Annotated in this window: 15 protein-coding genes and 1 pseudogene; 13 read left to right on the top strand and 3 right to left on the bottom strand. The window is 62.4% G+C overall.

Annotation, left to right across the window (positions count from 1 at the left end):
* The 7 genes and pseudogenes from FZ029_RS31630 to FZ029_RS33820 all read left to right on the top strand — a co-directional run.
* Nucleotides 1–1,705 (top strand): calcium-binding protein (locus FZ029_RS31630; protein ID WP_247892594.1); only part of this gene is annotated, 1,705 nt, incomplete at its 5' end.
* Between the two features lie 327 nt (nucleotides 1,706–2,032).
* Nucleotides 2,033–2,398 (top strand): hypothetical protein, encoded by a 366-nt coding sequence (locus tag FZ029_RS31620; RefSeq protein ID WP_149274040.1) that lies wholly within the window; start codon nucleotides 2,033–2,035, stop codon nucleotides 2,396–2,398.
* Between the two features lie 150 nt (nucleotides 2,399–2,548).
* Nucleotides 2,549–3,369: pseudogene (locus tag FZ029_RS31615) on the top strand (IS5 family transposase).
* Between the two features lie 43 nt (nucleotides 3,370–3,412).
* Nucleotides 3,413–3,679, top strand: a complete 267-nt coding sequence (locus FZ029_RS31610; RefSeq protein ID WP_149274038.1) for a hypothetical protein — start codon at nucleotides 3,413–3,415, stop codon at nucleotides 3,677–3,679.
* A 27-nt stretch (nucleotides 3,680–3,706) separates the two neighbouring features.
* A complete protein-coding gene (locus FZ029_RS31605; RefSeq protein ID WP_149274036.1) occupies nucleotides 3,707–4,015 on the top strand; it encodes a hypothetical protein in 309 nt (102 codons plus the stop codon).
* Between the two features lie 374 nt (nucleotides 4,016–4,389).
* Entirely contained in the window at nucleotides 4,390–8,481 is a 4,092-nt protein-coding gene (locus FZ029_RS31590) for an FG-GAP-like repeat-containing protein (protein ID WP_211104273.1), read from the top strand.
* A gap of 136 nt (nucleotides 8,482–8,617) precedes the next feature.
* Entirely contained in the window at nucleotides 8,618–15,208 is a 6,591-nt protein-coding gene (locus FZ029_RS33820) for a cadherin-like domain-containing protein (RefSeq protein ID WP_149274034.1), read from the top strand.
* A 356-nt stretch (nucleotides 15,209–15,564) separates the two neighbouring features.
* Here FZ029_RS33820 and FZ029_RS31580 read toward each other — a convergent pair whose 3' ends face one another.
* Entirely contained in the window at nucleotides 15,565–15,756 is a 192-nt protein-coding gene (locus tag FZ029_RS31580; protein WP_149274032.1) for a hypothetical protein, read from the bottom strand.
* A 1,302-nt stretch (nucleotides 15,757–17,058) separates the two neighbouring features.
* On the opposite strand from FZ029_RS31580, the gene FZ029_RS31575 reads away from it, so the two are divergent.
* Nucleotides 17,059–17,895, top strand: a complete 837-nt coding sequence (locus FZ029_RS31575; RefSeq protein ID WP_149274030.1) for a class I SAM-dependent methyltransferase — start codon at nucleotides 17,059–17,061, stop codon at nucleotides 17,893–17,895.
* Nucleotides 17,896–18,113: 218 nt separating this feature from the next.
* Nucleotides 18,114–18,389, top strand: a complete 276-nt coding sequence (locus FZ029_RS31570) for a hypothetical protein (protein ID WP_149274028.1) — start codon at nucleotides 18,114–18,116, stop codon at nucleotides 18,387–18,389.
* A 310-nt stretch (nucleotides 18,390–18,699) separates the two neighbouring features.
* Here FZ029_RS31570 and FZ029_RS31565 read toward each other — a convergent pair whose 3' ends face one another.
* Nucleotides 18,700–19,668, bottom strand: a complete 969-nt coding sequence (locus FZ029_RS31565) for an IS5 family transposase (RefSeq protein ID WP_149274026.1) — start codon at nucleotides 19,666–19,668, stop codon at nucleotides 18,700–18,702.
* A 247-nt stretch (nucleotides 19,669–19,915) separates the two neighbouring features.
* On the opposite strand from FZ029_RS31565, the gene FZ029_RS31560 reads away from it, so the two are divergent.
* The 4 genes from FZ029_RS31560 (at nucleotide 19,916) to FZ029_RS31545 (ending at nucleotide 24,612) form a co-directional block, all read left to right on the top strand.
* Nucleotides 19,916–20,998: an IS5 family transposase gene (locus FZ029_RS31560; protein ID WP_149274025.1), complete on the top strand. Its 1,083-nt coding sequence runs from the start codon at nucleotides 19,916–19,918 to the stop codon at nucleotides 20,996–20,998.
* 312 nt (nucleotides 20,999–21,310) lie between these two features.
* The gene (locus FZ029_RS31555; protein WP_211104272.1) at nucleotides 21,311–21,577 is read left to right on the top strand and encodes a helix-turn-helix transcriptional regulator; all 267 of its coding nucleotides are present in this window, start codon (nucleotides 21,311–21,313) and stop codon (nucleotides 21,575–21,577) included.
* Nucleotides 21,574–22,830: a type II toxin-antitoxin system HipA family toxin gene (locus FZ029_RS31550; protein WP_149274021.1), complete on the top strand. Its 1,257-nt coding sequence runs from the start codon at nucleotides 21,574–21,576 to the stop codon at nucleotides 22,828–22,830. Before FZ029_RS31555 ends, FZ029_RS31550 begins: the two co-directional genes overlap by 4 nt.
* 504 nt (nucleotides 22,831–23,334) lie before the next feature.
* On the top strand, nucleotides 23,335–24,612 hold the full coding sequence (locus tag FZ029_RS31545) for a hypothetical protein (RefSeq protein ID WP_188052140.1): 1,278 nt from the start codon (nucleotides 23,335–23,337) through the stop codon (nucleotides 24,610–24,612).
* 601 nt (nucleotides 24,613–25,213) lie between these two features.
* On the opposite strand, the gene FZ029_RS31540 is transcribed toward FZ029_RS31545, so the two are convergent.
* Nucleotides 25,214–26,059 carry an IS5 family transposase gene (locus FZ029_RS31540; protein WP_149274020.1) on the bottom strand — a complete coding sequence of 282 codons (846 nt, stop codon included), beginning with the start codon at nucleotides 26,057–26,059 and terminating at the stop codon, nucleotides 25,214–25,216.
* Between the last annotated feature and the right edge of the window lie 192 nt (nucleotides 26,060–26,251).

The following is a 26,251-nucleotide window of genomic DNA, read 5'->3' as shown; positions in this document are numbered from 1 at the left end:
CGCCCTGGCCGCCAATGTCGAGAACCTCGTCTACACCGGTTCCGGCCCCGTCACCTTCACCGGCAACGCCCTGAACAACAGCCTGACCGGCGGCGCGGGAGTCGATCTGCTGACCGGGCTCGATGGCAACGACACGCTGAACGGCGGGGCCGGCGCCGATACCCTGATCGGCGGCACCGGCAACGACACCTATGTCGTCGACAACGTCGGCGACGTGCTGGTGGAACTGCCCGGCGAGGGCATCGACACCGTGCAGAGTTCGATCAGCCACACCCTGTTGGCCGACTTCGAGAACCTCACCCTGACCGGCTCAGCCGCCCTCACCGGCACCGGCAATGCGCTGAACAACCTGCTGACCGGCAATGGGGCGGCCAATCTGCTGACTGGGCTGGAGGGCGACGACATGCTGAACGGCGGCGGCGGGGCCGACACGCTGGTCGGTGGCATCGGCAACGATCTCTACGTCGTCGATAATGCCGGTGACGTCGTGACCGAGCTGGTCGGCGAAGGGATCGACACGGTGAACGCCTCGATCAACTGGACGCTGGGCGCCAACCTCGAGAACCTGACGCTGACCGGCTCGGCGGCGATCACCGCCACCGGCAACGAGTTGGACAACATCCTCATCGGGAACAGCGGCGCCAATGTTCTGGACGGTGGTCTGGGAGCAGACAGCATGGCCGGCGGGGCGGGCAACGACGTCTACCTCGTCGACGATGCCGGCGACGTGGTGACGGAACTGGCCGGCCAAGGCATCGATGAGGTCCGCACCAGCCTTTCGAGCTATCTGCTCGGTGCCAATGTCGAGGCCCTGACCTACACCGGCACCGGCGACTTCACCGGCAGCGGCAACGCGCTCGACAACCTGCTGACCGGCGGGCTTGGCAACGACACGCTCAGTGGCGGCGATGGAGCCGACACCCTGAATGGCGGTGCGGGCAACAACCTGCTGATCGGCGGGGCCGGCAACGACGTCTATCTCGTCGGCGGCTTCGGCGATCAGGTGGTCGAGTTGGCTGACGAGGGCATTGACGAGGTGCGGACCGCCCTGACCGGCTACACCCTGACCGATGGGGTGGAAAATCTCACCTACACCGGCATGGCGGCCTTCGTCGGCACCGGCAATGGGCTGGACAACCTGATCACGGGCAGCACGGGCGCTGACACGCTGGATGGTGGACTGGGTGCCGATACCCTGATCGGCGGGCTCGGCGACGACGTCTATGTGGTGGACAGCATCGGCGACACGGTGATCGAAGGAACCGACGCCGGCATCGACGAGGTCCGCACCACCCTGTCGACCTTCACGCTGGGCGACACCGTCGAGCGGTTGGTGTTCCAGGGCGGCGGCGATGCCAGCGGCACCGGCAACGGGCTGGACAATTGGCTGGCGGGGAACATCGGGAACGACACGCTCGACGGCGCCGCCGGCAATGACACGCTGCTGGGCAGTCTGGGCGCCGACGTGCTGACCGGTGGCAGCGGCGCCGACCTGTTCGCGTTCGCCGCGGGGGACGGCCAGGACACGATCACCGACTTCGACGCGGCCCAGGGCGACCGGATCGGTCTGGCGGCCGGCCAGAGCTACAGCGTGGACACCAACGCCAATGGCGACGCGGTGATCGTCTATGGCACCAGCGACATCGTCACTCTGGTCGGCATCCAGCCCGCCGCGGTGTCGAGCGCCTGGTTCGTCACACTCTGAACCGGCAATGGGGGAGGCTCGGGCCTCCCCCTTGCTCGCTCAGGCACCGTGTCCGTCAAAGGGTGGCGAAACGGACACTCTGATCCAGGCGGATCAGAGTGTCGCGAAAAGGGCTATAGCCACCTCGCCGGCATGCCGGCGGCGATCATATTTTTCGCGCGTGCGGCGATGCGCACGGTAGAATTCTCCCGTGAAGGGGTGTCGCGAAAAGGAGCTATCACCGGACAGCAAGTCGCTGATGAACTAGGGGTGCATCGTGGCACACTCTATCGGGCACTACGGGAACATCGTCTGCGCCGAAAGACGAAGATCTGAAAAGGAGAAAATATGCCTGCTACAACATGGAATAAATTCGTCATCAAATATCCGCAATCCCCTGCTTTTATGGCTCGTGTTAGCGCTACTCTTGGAAATGCGAGACGCTTCGATAATAGCAAGAAAAAACTTCCCACTCCCTACGGATTGCTCAAAGAATGGATCGAAAAAAATTTTACCGGCGACTGGACTTCTACAGTTGAAAAAGGCGTAGTTTGTATTCGCGTGGCGACACCACAAGATGTAAGCTTGCTGACTGCAAGGTTTCCAATCAGAGGACCGGCAGGAAAAACACCAGCAGCCAATGTAACTTACAGAATTAGTTATGCTGATTATGATTATCCAACTCTCGCAAGAGAAGTCGGATACAATATTTAGAGTGACGATTTAGGCTTCAGGATTGCCCCAGTAGGTATAGCGAAAGGGAGGTGGATGATGACGTCATCTGGCGAGAATTATCGCTGGTGGATGCTAGGCCGTGTCGGCAAAGGGGTAGCGAGTTGAGGGGGCGTTCCCCATTTGTGCTGAATGGGACGTTACGATCTGACTGATGCACAATGGGAGCGGCTGGAGCCGCACCTTCCTCCCGAAAAACCGCGCACTGGACGGCCGAACCACTCTCACCGCCGGATGATCAACGGCATGCTATGGATCGCCCGCAGCGGAGCGCCATGGCGGGATTTGCCGGAGCGTTATGGAACGTTCGGCACGGTGTCGAGCCGGTTCTACCGCTGGCGCCGCGCCGGCATCTGGCAGCGTATCCTGGAAGCCTTGCAGGCCCGTGCCGACCGCCAGGGTCGTGTGGATTGGAGCCTGCACTTCGTGGACAGCACCGTGGTCCGCGCTCATCAGCACGCGGCTGGCGCCCGGAACGCCAGCGGCGAAAAAGGGGGATCGACGGCGAGGCGCTGGGCCGCTCGCGCGGCGGCTTCTCGACCAAGATCCACATCCGCGCCGAGGGCCTCGGCAAGCCGGTAACCTTCACTTTGACCGGTGGCGAAGTCCACGACAGCAAGGCATTCGCCACGCTGATGGGGACCGGCTGGATCAGGCGGTTGGGCCGCGGGCGACCGCGCCTCAAGCCCGACCACCTGGCCGCCGACAAGGCCTACAGCAGCGGTGTCATCCGCTCCGCCCTGCGACGGCGGAGCATTACGCCGGTGATCCCGACCAAGAGCAACGAACGCCCCGACCCGGCTTTCGACCGCGATGCCTATAGGGAACGCAATCGCGTTGAGCGTCTGATCAATCGGTTGAAACAATTCCGACGGATCGCCACCCGGTATGAGAAGCGAGCCGCCAACTATCTCGCCATGATCACCATCGCGGCGATCCTTCTATGGCTCTGAACTTTGCCGACACGGCCTAAGCAAAGAGGACCGAAAGCAGGAGGTGGAAGGGGCAATTGGCTGGTATTTGTCACGTCCCACCGATCTGACCAATCGTGAAAAGCTGCTACTCCGCGATGCCATTTCTGCGGCATACCGCGGCCTTTTTGGTCTTGCGGCCCAAGCGATCTACGACATGGGAGAGCCGGAAGCCCAATGGGCGTCTTCGGTTGAAGATGCGGCTGTGGATGGGATAACCCGTGAAAGCCTTCGCCGCGCATTGACCGCACTTGAATCTTCTCCTGTGCAAAGTCCGGCGGTATTTCGCTGATGTCGCGAAAGGGAGTGAATAGCGAAGGTGCTGAACGAGACTGAGCCTGTCACGATAGAAGTCATTGCTGTGCACAAGGCACCAGTCGGCGGAAAGCTGCTGGCGCTTGTGGATGTGTCCATCACAATCCACGGCATCGAATTCAAGGTTCGCGGTCTCCGTGTGTCGAGGGAGATCTTGAACGGGCAGCATGCCACTTCTGTTACCTCTCCTCTTCACCGGGATAATGGGGGACAGTGGAGGTCAACCATCACTTTTCCGGAAGAACTTCACGAACCTCTATCGGACATCGTGTTGAACGCCTGCATCGAACACGGTATTTGCCGGATGGCGTGAGAAGCCATTGGCACCGATGGAGGAGCGCGCGATGGGAGGCAGAGACTGAGCCGTTGTCGCGAAAGGGGCTGCATTCGTCATGGAAAGGCCCACAGCCTTCCTTCCTGAAGGCATTCGGCTTGTCCGGAAAGCCGTCCGACAATCATTTTGTCCGGAAAGCCGTCGTTGACGCGGGTTTCCGGACACTTGGGCGGCTGACCGCCAAACGGCCGATTGGCGGACGATGATTGTCGTTCTCCATGAGCATCCCAATGCAACTAGTCCCGCCATGAAATGCGTGCAATGAATAAATTTTATTCACGTGAAATGATATATAATCCCTATCTGCCTTTAGAAATTGTAGAACAGACAAGCCATTAAGAAAGGTTTTGGGGATGACGAATCTCGTCGGCACATCAGGGGACGATACGCTTAAGGGTGGAGCTGGTCAGGACTTATTGGAGGGCGGAGCCGGAAATGACAGCCTTGTAGGGGACTCCGGCACGGGAGTGGACTCGTACCTATTTGCTCCTGGAAAAATTGCGCTTACTGGCAGTTTTACCTCGGGAACCACTTGGACTAGTCAGGATCAAGTGCCGCGTTTGGTAGGGGATGTGAATGGGGATGGACGGGCTGATATCGTTGGCTTTTCCAGTTCTAACGTTCTGATCGCCCTTGGACAGGCAGACGGTACCTTTGGGACGGTCCAGACCGCTTACAGCGGCAGCTTTACCTCCGCCTATGGCTGGAGCAGCCAAAGCACCTATCCACGTCAACTCGCTGATGTGAACGGTGACGGCCGGATGGATATCGTCGGGTTTGCAAACAACGGCGTAATGGTTGCGCTTGGCCAAGCCAACGGCACATTCTCCGCAGCCAAGACCGCGTATAGCGGCTATTTCGGCGCAGGAAACTCCTGGACAAGCCAGGACCAAGTGCCACGCCTAGTGGCGGACGTGAACGGCGACGGCCGAGCCGATATTGTCGGTTTTTCCAGCACCAGTGTCCTGATTGCCTTAGGGCAGGCGGACGGCACATTCGGAACGGTCCAAACAGCCTACAATGGGAGCTTCACCACTGGATATGGCTGGAGCAGTCAAAATCTATATCCCCGGATGCTGGGTGATGTTGATGGCGACGGCTTGGCTGATATCGTCGCCTTCGGCGGAAACGATGTTTTTATCGCTCGAGGTCAAGCCAACGGAACGTTTGCTCCCGCCATGGTAGCTTTCAGCGGTTGGTTCACCTTGAACAACACTTGGAACAGCCAAGATCGGCATCCGCGTCAATTGGCGGACGTCAACGGTGACGGGCGAGCCGATATCATCGGATTTGCCGATGCTGGAGCCTACGTTGCGTTCGGTCGGGCCGATGGCACCTTCAGCGCCGCACAAACGGGTTTCCTTGGCTGGTATGGCAACGGCAATACTTGGACCAGTCAGAATATTACTCCTCGACAGGTGGCGGATGTGGATGGTGATGGCAGGGCCGATATCATCGGCTTTGCATCCGCGTATGTTGCTGTGTCACTAGCGACGCCGAACGACGACACCCTAATCGGCGGAGTAGGCAACGACACCCTTGATGGCGGGGCGGGCATCGACAGCATGGTAGGCGGTGTCGGCAATGACATTTACATCGTCGATAATGCAGATGACGTAATCAGCGAATTGGCTGGTGAGGGCATCGACGAGGTGCACACCACGCTCGCCCGTTACACTTTGGGCGCCAATGTCGAGTATCTGACCTACATTGGACCAGGCAGCTTCAACGGGACTGGTAACGCCCTGGACAACGTCCTCACCGGAGGCAACGGTAACGACACGCTGAATGGTGGAGTCGGCAATGACACGCTGATCGGTGGGGCGGGAGCGGACACCTTGATCGGTGGTGCCAGCAATGACATTTATGTCGTTGATAATGCCGGCGATGTCGTTAGCGAATTGACTGGTGAGGGCATCGACGAGGTACGCACCACGCTGGCCGCCTATACGTTGAACACCAATGTCGAAAACCTCTCTTATATCGGGTCGGGCAACTTCAACGGGACTGGTAACGCCCTGGATAACGTCCTGACAGGAGGGAACGGCAATGACACATTGACCGGAGGGGTTGGTAACGACACGCTGATCGGTGGAGCAGGGGCGGACAACTTGATCGGCAGTGTTGGCGACGACGTCTACATCGTTGACAATGCCGGCGATGTCGTTAGCGAAATGGCTGGCGAGGGCACCGACGAGGTACGCACGTCCCTAAACCTCTACTATCTCTCCGCAAACGTTGAAAACCTGACCTTTATCGGCAGCGGCGCTTTCACTGGCATCGGCAACAATGCCGCAAACTCCATCCAGGGCGGTGCCGGAAACGACACGTTGGACGGTGGCGCCGGGATCGACACCCTGCGCGGCGGTGCCGGCAATGACACCTACATCGTGAGCGATGCCGGCGACGTCATCATCGAGAATGCCGGAGAGGGCACCGACGAGGTGCACACGGGTCTCAGCAGCTACACCCTGGCGGCCAATGTCGAGAACCTCGTCTACACCGGGATGGCGGCCTTCGTTGGGATCGGCAACACCGGCAACAACCTCATCACCGGTGGAGGCAGCAACGACAGCCTGACCGGCGACGCCGGTAACGACACGCTGGATGGCGGAGCCGGTGCCGACACGCTGATCGGCGGTACCGGCAACGACACCTACATCGTCGACGATGCGGGCGACGTCATCGTCGAGCTGGCCGGCCAGGGCACCGACACGGTACGCACCAGCCTCGCCAGCTACACCCTGGGCGCCAACGTCGAGAACCTCGCTTACACCGGCTCCGGCCCGGTCACCTTTACCGGCAACGCCTTGAACAACAGCCTGACCGGCGGCGCGGGAGCCGATCTGCTGACCGGGCTGGATGGCAACGACACGCTGAACGGCGGAGCCGGGGCCGACACCCTGATCGGCGGCGCCGGCAACGACACCTATGTGATCGACAACATCGGCGACGTGTTGATCGAGTTGCCCGGCGAGGGCATCGACACCGTGCAGAGTTCGCTCAGCCACACCCTGCTGGCCGATTTCGAGAACCTCACCCTGACCGGCTCGGCCGCCATCTCCGGCACCGGCAACGCGGCCAGCAACCTGCTGATCGGCAATGGTGCGGCCAACCTGCTGACCGGTCTGGAGGGCGACGACACGCTGAACGGCGGTGGCGGGGCCGATACCTTGGTCGGCGGAACCGGCAACGATCTCTACGTCGTCGACAATGCCGGCGACGTGGTGACGGAGTTGGTCGGCGAAGGGATCGACACGGTGAACGCCTCGATCAACTGGACCCTGGGCGTCAACATCGAAAACCTGACGTTGACCGGCTCGGCGGCGATCAGTGCCACCGGCAACGAACTGAACAACGTGCTGATCGGCAACAGCGGTGCCAACCTGCTGGACGGCGGGCTGGGGGCGGATAGCATGGCCGGCGGGGCGGGCAACGACGTCTACCTTGTCGACGATGCCGGCGACGTGGTGACGGAACTGGCAGGCCAGGGCACCGACGAGGTGCGGACCAACCTGTCGAGCTACCTGCTGGGCGCCAATGTCGAGGTCCTGACCTACACCGGCACCGGCGACTTCACCGGCACCGGCAACACACTCGACAACCTGCTGACCGGCGGCCTCGGCAATGACACGCTCAGCGGCGGCGACGGGGCCGACACCCTGGACGGCGGGGCGGGCAGCAACCTGCTGATCGGCGGGGCCGGCAATGATGTCTATCTCGTCGACGATGCCGGCGATCGGGTGGTCGAGCTGTCCGGCGAAGGCATCGACGAAGTGCGGACCGCCCTGACCGGCTACACCCTGACCGACGGCGTGGAAACCCTGACCTACACGGGGGCGGCGGCGTTTGCCGGCACCGGCAATGCGTTGGACAACCTGATCGTGGGCGGTGCGGGCGCCGACACGCTGGACGGTGGGTCCGGTGCCGATACCCTGATCGGCGGGCTCGGCGACGATGTCTATGTGGTGGACAGCGTCGGCGACACGGTGAGCGAAGGGGCCGACGCCGGCATCGACGAAGTACGCACCACCCTGTCGGCCTTCACACTGGGCGACAACGTCGAGCGGCTGGTGTTCCAGGGTGGTGGCGATGCCAGCGGCACCGGCAACAGACTGGACAATTGGCTGGCGGGGAATACCGGGAACGACACGCTCGATGGCGGTGCCGGCAATGACACGCTGCTGGGCGGCCTGGGCAACGACGTGCTGACCGGCGGCAGTGGCGCCGATCTGTTTGCGTTCGCCGGGGGAGATGGCCTGGACACGATCACCGACTTTGACGCGGCGCAGGGCGACCGGATCGGTCTGGCAGCCGGCCAGACCTACAGCGTGGACGCCAACGCCAACGGCGACGCGGTGATCGTCTACGGGACCAGCGACATCGTCACCCTGGCCGGCATCCAGCCCGCTGCGGTGTCGAGTGCCTGGTTCGTGACGTTCTGAACCGGCAATGGGGGAAGGCTCCGGCCTCCCCCATTCACCCAGATGCCGGGATTTTCCTCAACTCACGCAAGAATTGACTTCATGTGCATTCCATCCGTACAGCTAACTCTCCAATCGCTTGGGGGAGCGCTGACCGATGTCCATCCTGACGGGTACCAGTGGAAACGATACGCTCATCGGTGGCTTGGCCGATGACGCGCTGTACGGTCTGGATGGCGACGACCGCCTCGATGGCGCCGGGGGCGCCGACAGCCTGTTCGGCGGGGTCGGCAACGACACGCTGACTGGCAGTCCGGCCGATACGGTGGTCGGCGCCACCCTGGCTGGCGGCAGCGGCGACGACCTCTATCTGATCGTCAGCCCGCTCGACCAGATCGTCGAGGCGGCGGGAGACGGCACCGATGAGGTCCGCACCAGCTTGGCTGCCTACTCGCTCGGCGACAACATCGAACACCTCACCTACACCGGCGCGGCCGCCTTTGCCGGCACTGGCAATGCGCTCGACAACCGCCTCACCGGTGGCGCCGGGGCCGACAGCTTGATCGGACTGGACGGCAACGACACGCTCGATGGCGGCCCGGGTGCCGACACGCTGGCCGGCGGGCTGGGCGACGACGTCTACATCGTCGACGACAGCGGCGACGTCGTCACCGAGCTGACTGGCGAAGGGACCGACGAGGTCCGCACCACGCTCACCGCCTATGCGCTCGGCACCAACATAGAGTTGCTGACCTTCACCGGCACCGGCGCCTTCAGCGCTACCGGCAACGAGCTGGACAACCGCCTCCAGGGCGGAGCCGGCAACGACACGCTGGCCGGCGGGCTCGGCCTCGATACGCTGGTGGGGGGCGCCGGCAACGACACCTACATCATCGACGATGCGGCCGATCTGGTGGTTGAGGCCGCCGGCGGGGGCACCGACGAAGTGCGGACCTCGCTGTCCGCCTTCACCCTGGCTGCCAATGTCGAGGTGCTGACCTACACCGGCTCCGGCAGCTTCGCCGGTACAGGCAGCGCCGGCAACGACACCCTGCGCGGCGGGGCGGCCGACGACACGCTGGCGGGGGCCGCCGGCAACGACTGGCTCGATGGCGGAGTTGGCGCCGACGGCCTGATCGGCGGCAGCGGCAACGACACCTACATCGTCGACGATGCGGGCGACATGGTGGTCGAACTGTCCGGCGAAGGCAGCGACACGGTGCGCAGCGCCGTCGATTACACGCTGGGCGCCAACGTCGAGGCGCTGGTGCTGACCGGTGGCGCCCTCACCGGCACCGGCAACGATCTCGACAACAGCCTGACCGGCACGGCGGCGGACAATGTTCTGGTCGGTCTGGAGGGCAACGACACGCTGAATGGTGGGACGGGGGCCGACACCCTGATCGGCGGCGCCGGCAACGACACCTACGTCATCGACACTGCCGGCGATGTGCTGATCGAACTGCCGGGCGAAGGCATCGACACCGTGCAGAGCTCGATCAGCCATACCCTGCTGGCCGATTTCGAGAACCTCACCCTGACCGGCTCAGCCGCCATCTCCGGCACCGGCAACGCGGCCAACAACCTGCTGATCAGCAATGGCGCCGCCAACCTGCTGACCGGTCTGGAGGGCGACGACACGCTGAATGGCGGCGGCGGTGCCGACACGCTGATCGGCGGAACCGGCAACGACCTCTACGTCGTCGACAACGCGGGTGACGTGGTGATCGAGCTGGAGGGTGAGGGCACCGATACGGTCAGCGCCTCGGTCAGCTGGACGCTGGGCGCCAATGTCGAGAATTTGACGCTGACCGGCTCTGCCGCCATTAGTGCCACCGGCAACGCGTTGAACAACGTGCTGACCGGCAACAGCGGCGCCAACATCCTGGACGGCGGGCTGGGCGCCGACAGCATGGCCGGCGGAGCGGGCAATGACGTCTACATCGTCGACGATGCCGGCGATGTGGTGACGGAGCTGGCCAGCCAGGGCAGCGACGAGGTGCGGACCAGCCTGACGGTCTACGCGCTGGGCGCCAATGTCGAACTGCTGACCTACACCGGCAGCGGCCCCTTCACCGGCACTGGCAACGATCTGGCCAACCGTCTGGCCGGGGCCGGCGGCGATGACAGCCTGTTGGGTGGGGCTGGCAACGACACGCTGATCGGCGGCGCTGGGGCCGACACGCTGGACGGCGGAACCGGAACCGACACTGCCAGCTATGCGACGGCTGCGGCCGGGGTGGTGGTCGATCTGGCGAGCGGTGCCGGCACGGCGGGCGATGCGGCCGGAGATGTGCTGCTGTCGATCGAGAACCTGACCGGCTCGGGCTTCGCTGACACGCTGTCCGGCGACGGCGGGGCCAACCTGCTCGACGGCGGTGCCGGCAACGACAGCCTGTCGGGCGGCGCCGGCAATGACACGCTGATCGGCGGAGCCGGGGCCGACACGCTTGATGGTGGCTCGGGCAGCGACACCGCCAGCTACGCCGCCTCGGCCGCGGCGGTGGCGGTCGACCTTGCCAGCGGCAGCGGCACGGTCGGCGACGCCGCCGGCGACCTGCTGCTGTCGATCGAGTATCTGACCGGTGGATCGGGCAACGACACGCTGACGGGCGATGGCGGGGCGAACCGGCTGGACGGCGGTGCCGGCAACGACGTGCTGGAGGGCCGCGCCGGCAACGACACGCTGATCGGTGGCTCGGGCAGCGACACCGCGGTCTACTCGGGCAGCGTGCGCGACTATGTGGCGACGAAGGTCGGCTCCGACTGGACGATCCAGGCGACGGCGTCGGGCGAGGGCACCGACACGCTGCAGGGGGTGGAGTGGGTGCAGTTCGCCGACGCGCTGCTGCGGCTGGACGCCAACAACGCGCCGCTGCTGCCAGGCAATCTGACGGCGGCCACCGACGAGGACGCGGCGGTGCTGTCGGTGGACCTGCTGAAAGGGGCATTCGACTTCGAGGGCAGCCCGCTGTCGGTGACGGGCTTCAGCCAGACCGGCGGGCCGGCGGCGGCGGTGAGCGTGAGCAACGGCGTGCTGGGGCTGGACCCGGCGCAGTTCGGCTGGCTGGCGGCAGGGCAGAGCACCAACCTGACCTTCGCCTATGGGGTGTCGGACGGCGGCGACGCGACGGCGCGGACGCTGATGGTGACGGTTGCCGGCCGCAACGACGCGCCGGTGGTGAGCGGGCCGGTGACGGCTGCGACCGATGAGGATGCGGCGGCGCTGGTGGTCAATCTGTTGCAGGGGGCGAGCGATCCGGACCAGGGCGACGTGCTGTCGGTGACGGGCTTCACGCAGACCGGCGGACGGTCGGTCAGTGTGACGCGCAATGGCTCGGCGCTGACCATCGATCCGGCCCAGTTCAACGATCTGGCGGCGGGGGAAAGCGCCACGCTGACCTTCGGCTATGGCGTGACCGACGGCACCGCGACCACGGCGCAGACGCTGAGCGTCACCGTACAGGGGCGCAACGATGTGCCGGTTGCAGTCGATGACATCCAACATGCTGACAACCAAGCGCCGTTGATCGTGACAGCAGCCTCTCTACTGGCGAACGACCGAGATCCCGACAGTGACCCATTGCATATCGTTTCGGTGCAAGGTGCAGCGGGCGGAGTCGTTTCGTTGGATGCCAATGGAAATGTGGTCTTCACACCCACGGTGGGATTCAGCGGACAGGCTGGCTTCACCTACACAGTTTCAGACAGCCATGGCGCAGAGGCTGTTGCAGTGGTCACAGTGGAGGTCCCGTCCTTCGATCGGGTGAACTCGACAACCCATGGTATAGCTGGTGACCCCGAGGTGACCGCTCTTGCAAATGGCGGTCATGTGGTGGTGTGGCGAGCAGATGACGGTAACGGAACTGGGGTATATTTCCAAATCTACGCTGCCGATGGCAGCAAAGTCGGAACCGAAACCCGCGCGAACACCTATACCAGTTCCACCCAAAGCGTGCCCGCCGTCGCTGGATTGGTCGATGGCAGCTTCGTCATGCTATGGGCTTCCTATGGCCAGGATGGGTCTGGCTACGGCACCTATGGCCAACGCTTCACTGCCACGGGAACGCCGATCGGAGGAGAGTTCAGGCTGAACACCTATCTGAGTGGCGATCAGGGTGCATTGGGTGTGCCGCTTCCTCAGCGCGAGTTGGCCGTTGCGGCCAGAGCTGACGGCGGTTTTCTGGCGGTCTGGTCTTCTCTCGGGCAGGATGGGTCGAATTTCGGCATTTATGGACGGGATTACAACAGCGCCGGTACAGGTTGGCCAAACGATTACCGTATTAATTTGACCACCAGCGGAAATCAGGCCCATGCCCGGCTCGCGACTTTGTCCAACGGCAATTTTGTGGCGATTTGGGCATCTGAGAATCAGGACGGCTCTGGTTACGGCGTCTATGGGATCCGTGGAATCCCCGGTGTTTCGTTGCTTGGCAGTGAGTTCCGGGTCAATACTACAACCGCAAACGATCAATTCTATCCGTCGGTAACACCGCTGACCAATGGCGGCTTCGTCGTCACATGGCGTTCCGACAACGCAGCCCACACGGACTCGGACGTCTATGGGCAAATATTCGATTCTTCCGCGAACAAGGTCGGAGGCGAGTTCCGCCTGTCATCCGGCGATCCCTTGTATATCCGGGTCTATGGAGATGCGGTTGGCTTGGCAGACGGCGGTTTCGTGGCCGCTTGGACAAGCTACAACGAGGACGGTTCGGGTGCCGGGGTCTTCGCCCAAAGGTTCAGTGCTACCGGCGCTCGTGTCGGAGGCGAGTTCCGCATTTCCGATGAAACCACCGGCAACCAAACCATGCCTGCGCTTGTGGCGACGCCCAGCGGCGGCTTCATTGCTGTCTGGACCTCCGATCACACCGGAACTACGGCCATCTATCAAAAGCGGTTTGCGGCGCTGGATGACCATGATGGAAACGACGCACCGGTTGCAGCTGACGATCTGCGGAGAATGGACGATCGCAGTCCGTTGATTGTAACGGCGGCCTCCCTGCTGGTGAACGATCGTGATCCCGATGGCGATCCGTTGCACATCGCTTCGCTGCAGGCGGGAACCGGCGGCGATGTTTCGATGGATACTGATGGAAATGTTGTCTTCACGCCTGCGGCGGGATTCAGTGGGCAGGCCGGTTTCACCTACACAGTTTCAGACAGCCATGGCGCCACCGCTGCCGCGACCGTCACGGTAGAGGTGCCTTCTTTCGACCGTGTCAATTCTGCTGCCCACGGCGGAGCAACGGACTCGCGGGTTATCGCATTGGCAGACGGCAAACATGTGGTGGCCTGGAACGCCGATGATGGCAGCGGAACCGGTGTCTATTTCCAACTTTATGCCGCCGATGGCAGCAAAATCGGAACGGAAACCCGCGCGAACACCTATACCGCCTCGGGTCAGAACTCGGCAGCATTGGCCCCCCTCAATGGCGGTGGTTTCGTTGTGATCTGGGCGTCCTATGGTCAGGACGGATCGGGCTACGGAACCTACGGTCGCCGCTTCGACGGCACCGGCACACCGGCCAGCGACGAGTTCCGTCTGAATACCTATACCAGCGGCGACCAAGGGGCGGTCGGAGTAGCAACACCACAACGCGAACTGGCAGTAACGCCGACAGGTGGTGGAGGGTTTCTGGCGGCGTGGTCTTCGCTCGGCCAGGACGGATCGAACTTCGGAGTTTATGGGCGGGATTACAATGCTAACGGCGTTGGCTATCCCAACGACTATCGTATCAGCCAAACCACCACAGGCAATCAGCAACATACGCGCCTTGCAACGCTGGTTAATGGCAACTACGTCGCGGTTTGGGCGTCGGAGAACCAGGATGGTTCCGGTTACGGCATTTACGGCGTACGCGGCATTCCAGGCGTTTCCCTGCTTGGCGGCGAGTTCCGGATCAACGCCACAACGGCATACAACCAGATCTATCCATCGGTGGCACCGCTGGGAAATGGTGGCTTCGTGGTTACATGGCGGTCGGACAATGCTGCCGGAACCTATTCCGATGTTTACGGACAAATATTCGATGCGTCCGCGAACAAGGTCGGCGGCGAGATCCGCCTATCGTCCAGCGATCCGCTTTACCGGCGAGCATACAGTGAAGTCGTCGGGCTGGCTGATGGCAGCTTCATCGCGGCCTGGACAAGCTATGATCAGGATGGTTCCGGAGCAGGCGTTTACGCCCAGCGCTTCAGCGCGACAGGTGCCAGGATCGGCAGCGAGTTCCTGATGTCGGATATCACCTCGGGCAACCAAAACATGCCTGCACTGACTTCAACCCCTGGCGGTGGGTTCATCGCCACCTGGACATCCAACCATACGGGCGTGGACACAATTTATCAGAAAGCCTTTGCTCTCCCACCGGTAATGGGCAGCGCGGGCAATGATATACTGATCAGTCCCGCCGGCGCGGACAGCATGAAAGGAGGAGCTGGAGCGGACGCATTCCGGTTCTCCGCCCTGTCGGCTGGTGTCGATGTCATCACAGACTTCCAGACCGGCATCGACCGGATTGAGGTTGTTGGCTCTGCCTTCGGCGGACTGCCGACCGGCCAGCTCGACGCTGGGTGCTTTGTGCTCAACGCGCCGGGCGACGCAGACGACCGCTTCGTGTTCAACACGTCGACGGGAGTACTGTCCTATGATCCCGACGGCAATGGCGCAATGTCGGCGACAACCATCGCCCAACTGAACGTCCGCTCACTGTCGGCAACCGATATTTGGGTGGTGCCATCGGCCTGACGCTGAGGCTGCCACCTCGCTGCCGGTTGTCCGTCAAAGGGTGGCAAAGCGGACACTCTGATTCAGACGAATCAGAGTGTCGCGAAAGGGAGTGAATTGCGAAGGTGCTGAACGAAACTGAGTCCGTCACGATTGAAGTCATTGGTGTGCGCAAAGCACCAGTCGGCGGAAAATTGTTGGCGCTTGTTGATGTGTCTATCACGATCCATGGCATCGAATTTAAGGTTCGTGGCCTCCGTGTATCGAGAGAGATCATGAACGGGCAACATGCTACTTCTGTTACCGCTCCTCTTCACCGGGATAATGGAGGGCAGTGGATGTCAACCATCACTTTTCCGGAAGAACTCCACGAACCGCTATCGGACATCGTGTTGAACGCCTGCATCGAACACGGTATTTGCCGGAAGGCGTGAGGCGACGCCGACGGCGCCGATCAGCAGCAGCAGGATCGCCGGCAGCCCGGCCGCCGCGGTGGTGGTGCTGGGCGAGCGCCCGGCGCCGCCCTCCGCCAGCAGGCCCTGCGCGTCGTCGGCGCCGATCAGCAGCACAAATTTTCGCGCATGGCGAGCATGCGCGCGGTAGACTCATCCAACAGACAAAGCGAGGCCTCATGAACCGCCGGCTATCAGCCGTCCAAGATCCCGAACTGACCGACAGGCGCCGCCCGGCAGATACTGAGCCTCCGGAGGCTCTTGATCCGGCTGCGGCATTTGCGCTGGGGCAGTGGGGCATGGCGAAGCGGCTTGCCCAGCCCGGTCGACCACCGCGCCGGTGCAGATTCAGGTAGGCATTCACCTACCGCTGTCCTCGAAGGGAGCGGCCGGGAGCATGCGGCCGCTGTCGCGAAAGGGGCGGTGGCCGCCTCGCCGCCTCGCCGGCATGCCGGCATGCCGGCCGCGATCAGCTGGCCAGCACCGACCCGGCCGGTCGGCCGCCACGTTTGTGGAACTGGCTGCACGCTTGGCGCGCCGCCCTGTGCCTGCATGATCTGCGCGCTGACGGCGCCAACCGTAAAAAATCTCGCGCATGGCGAGCATGCGCGCGGTAATCTTCTTCAGCAAACAAAGCGAGGCCTCATGAATCGCCGGCTACCACCCGTCCAAGATCCCGAGTTGATCGACAGGCGTCGCCCAGTAGACGTCGAGCCTCCGGAGGCTCTTGATCCGGCCGCAGCATTTGCGTTGGGGCAGTGGGGTATGGCGAAGCGGCTGGCCCAGCCTGGTTACCCGCGGCGGCGACGCTGATGAAACCAGCTGATGTCTATCAAAGGAGGCCGATAGGGATGCCAATGAGGAACAGCCACATAGCCGCCACCGGACTTCTGATTGCGGCGCTCATGGCGGCATACCCTCCATGGAGAATGGCAGTTCCGACTGACTATGGGGCGCCGATGTCTCCATAGGCTACGCGCTTGTCGTTGCCCCACCCAATCCCCTTGCCACGGTCGATCTCGGCCGGCTCATCGCGCAATAGGGTGTGGTAGGCGCCCTCACCGGTGCAGGACTCGTACTCGCGTGCCGACGCACCAGGACGCTATCTTGAAAGGGGGCAGGTGGGACGGTCAGTCGCTGTCGCAGGAAGGGGCGGCATACCGCGGCAGTCAGCTGGCCAGCACCAGCCCCGTCGCCGGGTCCTCGAGGTCCTGCACCTCAGCGCCGATGGCGCCGCTCTGGGCGATCTGCTCGCCGACATGTCGCCGATGATCATAATTTTTGCGCATCCGACGACGCGCGCGGTAGAGTTCTCGCGTGAAAAGGTATGGTGAAAAGGGGTTGGTAAGTCTTCCATCTTGATTTGCGTTATGTGCAAGCTGTATCTAAACCGTTACGTGTAAAAGGAGAGCGATTGAAATGGGTGAAGCTAAGCGACGGACAAAAGTCGATGGATCGCTAAAGATCGGTGCAAAAAATCCAAATCTTGGAACAGCAATGACTCCACAGCAATATGCTGAGGAGTGGGAGATATCGTCTTCTGCCTTTGATAAAAACGGCCATTACAAGTGGATGGCAGAACAATTTTGCAATGGTGATGTAGTTCTTGAGGTCGGCTGTGGTTCTGGACTAGGAACAATGGCGTTATGTGAGAAATTCAACAAGATCATATCAGTTGAAGTATCTGAAGAGTGTATTGATAGAACAGTTGCAACTTTAAGAAGCGCAGGAGTTGCATATGAAGTTTCTGATATAGAGAATATGAATTCTGACACAATAACATCTTCCAGTAAAGTATCAGTATTGCATGCAAGCATTTTTAACGAGGGAATCAAAAGCAAAATAACCGGTGGTAATTTTTCCGCGATTGCATGCTGGTTGTTTGGAGCTAATCCTTATACTATTTCTGATCATTATGGAAGTACACCTCAGCGCCTCAAAGGAAGTGAAATATCAAAATATAGGGAGGATGCCCAACGGCACTGCTTTCAACTTGGAGAGCATATTCTAGTGAGTGGTGGTATTGTTAGTATGGTTAATAGAATGGGGTTTGCGGCAGGCGCAACGGAACCTGAATTCATAAACGCACTTTCTGACGAATATAAGGTTCTTTCAGGAAGCGCATATACGATAACCCCCAAAAATACAGTAATCCGCGCAATTGATAGTGAGATGAAATCGTCTCGTATATCCTATGTTACATCTCAATTAAGCAATTTGACCGTTCTTACCTCGACAGTAGCAGTGCGGATATAAAGCCGCTGCCGGCCCACGGCTTCGGCACCGACTAGCAGCGCTCTGGGCGATTCGCTCGTCGGCACGCCGGCGGCGATCATAATTTTCGCGTTCGGCGACGTGCGCAGTAGAATCCTCCCGTGAAAAGGAGTCGCGAAAGGGAGCAACAAGGCCATCGTTACCCGCGCCGAACATGGCGAGCACTAAATCTAGTTTACAACATGCCAAGGAGGCCGAAAATGCAAGCTCATCCTGATACCATACATTTCGATGATAAGCCCTGGGGGGTTCGTGGATACGTTTACGAAAATTCATCCCGATATACGTTTACCGTTCCTGAGGACATTATCTTCGCTAAAACTGGAAAGAGCGTACTCACGCCGTCCGAAATGGTTGAGTTCGTTAAGAGTAATATCAGCGTTATTGAAGAATATTGTAATAAATATGCAAAAAAACGTGCTGGCGGTTCGCATCCGATGCTGAATGGTGATGAGATTATTATTACACAGCTCTGAAGCGTTGATCAGGATAGCCAGTGGCAGCCCGGCCGGGCTGCCGCCGGCCCCTCAAGATCCTGCACTCAGCCGGGGCCGATCAGCAGCTCCAGCAGCGCGCCGGCGACCCCAGATCTGGCAGATACGCAGCTTAGAGGCGGTTTCCAGAACCCTCATCCGATGAACACCCCTCTGGAAATCCGCTGATGAGCAAGTTGAGTTTATCGGCCGCGACAGGGCGTTGATCCATTCTTCATCGATAGTTCACCGTAAAGACGACTTTGGTGCAGAACTCGGCCTGAGGACGGTTTTTGCCCGGAGGTGATGGAGATCAGGCGACCTTCCGGGAGGTCGGCATGCCGAGGCTGGTCATCCGATTGATGACGGCGCAGGCGGCCCGGGCCTCGGCTTTTTGTGCGGGCAGAGTCCGGGCGCGCAGGCTGCGTCCGATGAGGACCTTGTACCTGAGCATCGCCACCTCGACCAACGATCTTCTGCCGTACTGGACGGCCCGCTGCCAACCCAGCCGACCACGATCAGCGATCACCTGGATATGGCGATCGCGTTGGCTGGGGGCGGTCTCAGCGGTGTCGCTCACCACCGCGGTGGCACGCGGCGGGATGATGACGTCGGCGTTCGGCGCATGCGCCGCAACAGTCCGGTAGGTTGGCTCGCCGTCGTACGCACCGTCGGCGATGACCGCATCGATGGGGCGGGTGATCTGGTCGAGCAACGAGCCGACCAGTGAAGCGTCGCCCTCCGCGTTGCCCGTCAACTCCGAGGCAAGGACCTCGCCCGTGTCGGGATCGACCGCCAGATGGAGCTTCCTCCAACTCCGGCGCGGCGGGCCGCCGTGTTTCTGCAGGTGCCATTCGCCTTTGCCGAACACCTTCAGCCCGGTGGAGTCGATGGCCACGGTGACCGGCCCATCCGTCCTGGCCAGCGCCGTCTCGACTGCCAGATCGGCGCTGCGCCGGGAGAAGGTCGTGTGATCCGGGACCGGCAGGTCCAGGCCGAGCAGGCGCATGAGCGAGCCCAGCAAACCCTCGGTCTGTCGCCACGGCCGACCGAACGCCAGGCGCAGCATCAGCCCGGTCTCGATGGCGACGTCGGAGTAGCGCGCCGGCCGGCCACGCCGTCCCGTGGCGGGTGGCGTCCAGGCGGCGATCGCCTCCGGTGTCACCCAGATGGTCAGATCGCCGCGCCGACGCAGCGCCGCGTCGTAGGCCGCCCAGTTCTCCACACGGTACCGGGCCTTCGGGATCTTGGCGCGGCGGGGCTCGTTGGCCTTGTACGGCATCGGGGTCTCGGCTTCAGCGGAGGCCGATCCTTTACCCGCTCGCCCTCCCGGCCGCCACCACTCCGGTCCTTTTTGCACCAACGCCTGACGCCTCCTGAACGGAGCATGAATCTCTTTCATACCGCTCGCCGGCCACCAATGCCATGTTTATGACACAGTAGAACTAGCAGGGTGCGGAAAAAGGCTGTGCCCGGCCGGCCGGTCGTGATTCTCTCTGTTTGTTGAGAATACGGCCGTCGAGGGGACGATGCGGGGATCGGACGAACGCAGCGAGGGTCTTTTCAGCTATGTGAGCTGCGAGGCTCGGGTTCCGGCCGATCATCCGCTGCGGGCAATCCGGGCCATCGTGGACGAGGCGCTGGAGGTGATGTCGCCGGCGTTCGAAGGGCTGTACTCCAAGATCGGGCGGCCGTCGATCCCGCCGGAGAAGCTGCTGCGGGCTTTGCTGCTCCAGGCCTTCTACTCGGTGCGCTCGGAACGCCAGTTGATGGAACAGCTCGACTACAACCTGCTGTTCCGCTGGTTCGTCGGCTTGTCGATGGACGCCCCGGTGTGGGACGTTACCATGTTCCCCAAGAACCGTGAGCGCCTGCTGGCCGGCGACGTGGCGGCCAAGTTCCTGGCCACCGTGCTGGGTCAACCCCGGGTCAAGGCACTGCTGTCAGACGAGCATTTCTCAGTGGACGGCACGCTGATCGAAGCCTGGGCGTCGGTGAAGAGCTTCCGGCCCAAGGACGGCAGCGGCGAGCCGCCGGGGCCGGGACGCAACGGCGACCGCGACTTCCATGGTGAGAAGCGGTCCAATGAGACGCATGTCTCGACCAGCGATCCCGAGGCGCGGTTGTACCGCAAGGGCAACGGGCAGCCGGCGAAGCTGGCCTTCATGGGTCATGCGTTGATGGAGAACCGTCATGCCCTAGTGGTGGACGTACGGCTCACCGCGGCCACCGGCCTGGCCGAACGCGAAGCGGCGGTTTCCATGGTCGAGGCCATCCCCCCCCCCGGCCGCCACCGCATCACGGTGGGCGCCGACAAGGCTTACGACACCAAGGATTTCGTCGCGGACATGCGCGAGTTGGGCGTGGCTCCGCACGTTACCCGGAACACGAGCAACCGCCGCTCGGCGATCGACGGCCGGACCACCCGCCACCCCGGCTACGCCGTCAGCCTGAGAATCCGCAAACGGATCGAGGAGGTGTTCGGCTGGATCAAGGGAGCCGGCTTGCGCAAAACGCGTCATCGCGGCACGGCCCGTGTCGGTTGGATGTTCACCCTGACCGCCACCGCCTACAACCTGATCCGCCTGCCCAAGCTGCTGGCGGCGGCATAATCACGCCCGGAATCCGCCTGAATGCCGGTTCCAGGAGCCGCAGAGCACGAAAAGGCGCTCCATTCCGATAAAAACGGGCTTCAGAACCCCCATTCTCAAGCCTCAGCGAGGGAAAAAAGGCAGAATATGTTCGTTTTTTCCGCGCCCTGCTAGGAGGTGCGGTTGGCACGGTTCGCCGCAGGCCACTTTGAGTGAGCACTGCCTTGTGTCCAACCATAAACTGGATCATAATCCAACTTAGCGCAGGTTTTCTGGATAAGTTGTATTATGATACCACTCAACCTCATGACTCCTGGGGATGTGGCGCGGAGCGTGGCCGCGCGGGCTCGTGCCCGCCGGGTCGCCCTTGGGCTTACCCAGCAGGAGGTCGCCGACCGCAGCGGGGTCAACATCTGGACGCTGCGGCGGTTCGAAGCCAGCGGCAAGCTGGCGTTCGATGCGTTGATCCGCGTCGCCGTCGTGCTCGACGCGATCGAGGAATTCGGTGCGCTGTTCCCGGAACCGGAGTTCCGCAGCCTCGATGAGGTGATCGACCGGCCGAAGCGCCAGCGGGGCAAACGCAGGACGGTGGTCCGATGAAGCATGTCGGCGTTCTGGCGGTGTCGCTGCGCTGGGGGGAGGGCGACGAGGAACCCGTCGGCCGCCTCGCCAGCCGCGACGGGAAAACCTATGTCGAATTCGACGACGCCTTCCTCGCCTCTGGCCGGATGCTGTCCTGGTTTCTGCGGAGCCCACGCCCAGGTGTTCTGCAAGGACCGGACGCGCCGTTCTCCGGCCTCCACGGCGTGTTCGACGACAGCCTGCCCGACGGGTGGGGGCGGTTGCTGATTCATCGCCGGGCCGCCGCCAGCAAGATCAATCCCCTGTCGCTGACGCCCCTCGACATGCTGGCCTGCATGGGAGAATGGGCGATGGGCGCTCTGGTCTACCGGCCGGAGACCGAGGAGCCCGTGGACAGCGGTGCCATCGATCTCGACCGGATCGCCACGCAGAGCCGCCAGGTGCTCAAAGGGGCGCCGGAGGCGCTCTTTCCCACCTTGCTGCGGGTGGGCGGCTCCCCCGGCGGCGCCCGGCCGAAGGCGGTGGTTTGCCGCGACGATCAGAGCGGCGATCTGATCCATGGCGCCCTGGTGGCGCCGGAGGGCTGGTCGCACTGGCTGGTGAAGTTTCGCGGCAAGGAGGATCCGGCGGACATCGGTCCGATCGAGCAGGCCTATGCCGAGATGGCGCGCGCCGCCGGTTTGACCCTGCCGCCCACCCGCCTGCTGCCGAGCGGAAGCCCGAAGACGCCCGCCTACTTCGCAGCGCAGCGGTTCGACCGTGTCGGTCCGGCCGGCCGAACCCACCTCCACTCCGCCTGCGGCCACCTCCACGCCGACTTCCGGCAGCCGAGCCTGGACTACAAGACGCTGATGATCCTCACCTTCCAGCTCACCAAGGATCACCGGCAGGTGGTCGAGATGTTCCGGCGGGCCGCCTTCAACGTGTTCGCCCACAATCGGGATGATCACGGCCGCCAGTTCGCCTATCTGATGGACCGGACGGGCCGCTGGTCGTTGGCGCCGGCCTACGACCTGACCTATGCGGACGGCCCCGGGGGCGAGCATTCCACCGCCATCCTGGGCGAAGGGCGGGATCCCGGTGAGCGGCAGTTGCGGGCGATGGCGGCGGAGTTCTCCCTTCCGCCGGCCGAGGTCATCGGCATCATCGACCAGGTGCGCGGCGCGGTGGACCGCTGGCGCGACTTTGCCGAGGACAGCGGGGTGGGGCGGACCTCACGCAGCCGGATCGGCGCCGTGATCGCGCCGCGGCGGACCGGCAAGAAGCCCTGACCAGAGGGGGACACACAGGCATTTCCGCCGGGACGGCGTGCCGGGGCTGGTGGGATGCAGACCGGAGGTGCCGGATCGGACAGTTCCCGCCATCCTGCCCCTTTGAACCACCCTGCGAGGACGTCGGCACGCTTGCTGACCGTCAGCGCCTCTGGCGTGACCCGGCCGGGCGGGTGGCGGCGTGCTGAAATTCTTTCTCAGGGAAGCAGCCGGCGAGCGCCGCCGCCAGGGCGTGCCAACGCGCCGCCGCCGGCATCATCCCGCTCGGCTGCCAGGGCCTCCGCCTCACCTCCTGCCCGGCCATGGCGACACGCTGGAGATCACTGCCGTGGCCAACCACGGGTCGACGCGTATCATCCAGATCTCCGACCGCCACACGGGTCGTGTCCGCTTGGACGCGGCGGCGTGCATCCGCATCTCAAGGATCCGCCGGTCGGCGTGAGGATGGATGTCGGTCGTCCATCCTGCCTGAGAGCATCACTGGCACGATGAGGGGAGGGCGTCATGATCTCGAGGGATGAGCTGTATCGCTTGGTGTGGTCGAAGCCGATGATCCAGGTGGCCGAGCAGTTCGCCGTTTCCGGGACCTACATGGCCAGGGTTTGTGCTCTCCTGAACGTGCCACGGCCCGAACGCGGATATTGGGCCAAGCTGGCGGTCGGCAAGGCGCCGGCTCCGGAGCCGTTGCCGGAGGCCCGGCCCGGCGATCAGCTGTCCTGGTCCAAGGATGGAACAGGGCAGGCTCCGCCAAAGCCGCGGCAGCCGCCGGTCCGCCGATCGGAGGCCCCGGTCCGTGTCTCCAAGACCCGCAGCCACGCTTTGCTGCTGGGGGCCAGAGAGCATTTCGACGCCAGCCGGCATGTGGACGACCGCGGTTATCTCAAACCCTCCAAACGGCTCCTGGTCGATATCACGGTATCGAAGGCTGGCCTCGACAGGGCGCTGGGCTTTGCCAACGACCTTTTCACCGCGCTGGAGTCGGTCGGCCATCGCGTGGTGCTGGCGCCCGCGGACGAGCATCTCCGGCGTGGTGACATCGATGTGCGTGAGGTGCGCACCAAACAGCAGGCTCGCTATTATTATGGCATGCTGTGGTCTCCCCATCGGCCGACGGTCGTCTATATCGGCAGCGTGGCGATCGGGTTGTCGATCGTCGAGATGTCCGAGGAAACCCTGCTGCGCTATGTCGGCGGCACTTACATCCGGGAGGCCGACTACACACCGCCCAAATCCTCCCGCTTTGCCGCCGATCATAGCTGGACGACGACCCGGGAGCTGGCCTGTGGCCGCCTTCGCCTCATTGCCTATTGTCCATACGGCCGCGTCAGCTGGGCGACCGACTGGCAGGAGACGACGCAGCAGTCTCTCCGCTCCCTGGTGCCGTCGATTGTGCGGGCTATCGAAGACGCTGCCACTGACCTGGTGGGCAAGCTGGAGGAAGCCGACCGGCAGGCGGAGATCGCCCGTCAGGAATGGCGTGCCGCCGAAGAGAGGCGGCGGAAGCAGGAGGACCGGCGCTGCGTAGAGCAGTCCATGCGCGAGAGCCAGGAGCACCTCGTGCAGATCATCGGGCAATGGTCGCACGTCACGGAGGTCGAGCGGTTTCTCACCGGAGTCGAGGCCCGTCTCTCCGGCTTGCCGGCAGAGGAGCGCGCACCGCTGATGGAGCGGCTTGCGCTTGCCCGGGCGTTTCTTGGCACACAAGACCCGCTGGATTTCTTCCTCTCCTGGAAGACGCCCGGCGAGCGCTATCAGCCGATCTATCCAGAGCACAGCCCATGATGGAGCTCAACGCCGAGACCGGATATGACTCGCAGATCGTCCCTCCGGTCACCAGCACTGTTCCGCTCACAGTGGCTCGATGTGCTCTTCACCGTTTGGCGTTGATCATCAGTCCGGCTGCCGCTGGCGTCCCCTGTTAAGAGGATGGGGAGTGCGCGTTATCCTTCACGCTACGGACACCGGCTTCCACCCAGCGTGCCGTCGAGGGCGGCCACAGGCGTCGCGTCGGATTCAGCTTCTGATTGGCCAATTCTGTCCGCGCGTGTGAGCGGGAGGCACCGGGGCACAGGCGGTTTCACCGTGTCCATTCCCGCACACGAGGCTCACGCCCTCCGCTTGGTCTGTCCTCTCGGTAAACCGGAGCTGCCTCCTATATCCAACCGTCCGTCTACTCCATTTCCGCCCACGGCGGGGCGGCTGGATGACCGCGGCGGATGAAAGCCGGCTCCTCCAGCTCAGGCCGTGCTGCCGCGCAACGTGCGCGCAGGACCTTGTGCCCCTCGGCGACGCAGGCGAACAGGTACTCTTCCATCGACAGCCCCAGGGTATCGGCGACGCGCTTGGCGCGCTCAGAGGCTGTTGAGAAGAAGACTGAGCAGATTTACTGCAATTCCGAAGGTGGACGAGCAAGTCGCTTCACGAGAATGTGGCTCATTGCCATGTAAATGAATGTCTCCTCTGACTCCGGAAGGCGCTCGTAATCTTTTGACAAACGGCGATGTCTTCCAAGCCATGCGAATGTTCTTTCCGCGACCCAGCGGCGCGGCAGAACATGAAACCCCTTGGGAATTTCTGGAGGTTCCTGGCCAGGGGCGAGCCAAAAGCCCTGAATACCGGTCCACCAGTGCTTGACGACTTCGATGGTCCAGCCGAGCCGGTCTTTGGCCCAAGTTTTCAGGCCTTGATAATGCGTGTCCGCCCACACGAGTTGGATCGTAGGAAACCACAGGTGCAAGCCCGTCAGCAGGAGCATGCCCCCTACCTTGTCATGAAGATCGGCCGGATGTACCCGCACCTTCAGAAGATCGCCTTCCGTATCGACTAAGGTCTGCCGCTTCCGCCCGCTGACCTTCTTGCCACCATCATAGCCACGTGGGCCACCAGCCTCAGTCGTCTTCACAGATTGACTGTCGATGGCTGCCGCAGTTGGTTGGGCTTTGCGGCCACGCCGGGTTCGATACTGCTCGCGCAGCACCGCATTGACCTGTTCCCACTTCCCGCTTTTGCGCCAGCGACGGAAGTGATCGTACACGTCCGCCCAGGGTGGTAGATCATGAGGCATCATGCGCCAGGAGATGCCTCCACGCAGGACATACAGGCATCCGTCAATGATGCGCCTCAGATCATGTTTCCGCCGCGCTCCACGATGCTCACTCTTCGTGAAGAGTTTTGAGACCACAGTCCACTCTTCGTCCGTCAGATCTGATGGGTATCGGTTCGGTGACATGCGATTGTCTCCTGTGGCGGCGACATGGCATGTATTATCAACAGGGAAACTGCAATCAGCGTCTCAAACCAACTTCAACGCTGCATTTGTTGTATTTTCTTCTCAACAGCCTCTCATACCGACTCTCCTATGAAATGACCTTCTGGAGCCAAGGCGGGAAGCAGAGGGATTTGATGCGGCCGGTTTCGGCGA

The organism is Azospirillum sp. Sh1 (assembly GCF_008365135.1).
Classification (GTDB): Bacteria; Pseudomonadota; Alphaproteobacteria; order Azospirillales; family Azospirillaceae; genus Azospirillum; species Azospirillum oryzae.
Note: the sequence above shows the minus strand (reverse complement) of the source record. Positions and strands in the feature narration are given on the sequence as shown.

What these genes read in the sequence shown, in the direction of transcription:
- FZ029_RS31620 (WP_149274040.1), top strand. Translation starts at nt 2,033, where the DNA reads ATGCCTGCTACAACATGGAATAAATTCGTCATCAAATATCCGCAATCC.
- FZ029_RS31590 (WP_211104273.1), top strand. Translation starts at nt 4,390, where the DNA reads ATGACGAATCTCGTCGGCACATCAGGGGACGATACGCTTAAGGGTGGA.
- FZ029_RS33820 (WP_149274034.1), top strand. Translation starts at nt 8,618, where the DNA reads ATGTCCATCCTGACGGGTACCAGTGGAAACGATACGCTCATCGGTGGC.
- FZ029_RS31575 (WP_149274030.1), top strand. Translation starts at nt 17,059, where the DNA reads ATGGGTGAAGCTAAGCGACGGACAAAAGTCGATGGATCGCTAAAGATC.
- FZ029_RS31570 (WP_149274028.1), top strand. Translation starts at nt 18,114, where the DNA reads ATGCAAGCTCATCCTGATACCATACATTTCGATGATAAGCCCTGGGGG.
- FZ029_RS31565 (WP_149274026.1), bottom strand. Translation starts at nt 19,668, where the DNA reads ATGCCGTACAAGGCCAACGAGCCCCGCCGCGCCAAGATCCCGAAGGCC.
- FZ029_RS31560 (WP_149274025.1), top strand. Translation starts at nt 19,916, where the DNA reads ATGCGGGGATCGGACGAACGCAGCGAGGGTCTTTTCAGCTATGTGAGC.
- FZ029_RS31550 (WP_149274021.1), top strand. Translation starts at nt 21,574, where the DNA reads ATGAAGCATGTCGGCGTTCTGGCGGTGTCGCTGCGCTGGGGGGAGGGC.
- FZ029_RS31545 (WP_188052140.1), top strand. Translation starts at nt 23,335, where the DNA reads ATGATCTCGAGGGATGAGCTGTATCGCTTGGTGTGGTCGAAGCCGATG.
- FZ029_RS31540 (WP_149274020.1), bottom strand. Translation starts at nt 26,059, where the DNA reads ATGTCACCGAACCGATACCCATCAGATCTGACGGACGAAGAGTGGACT.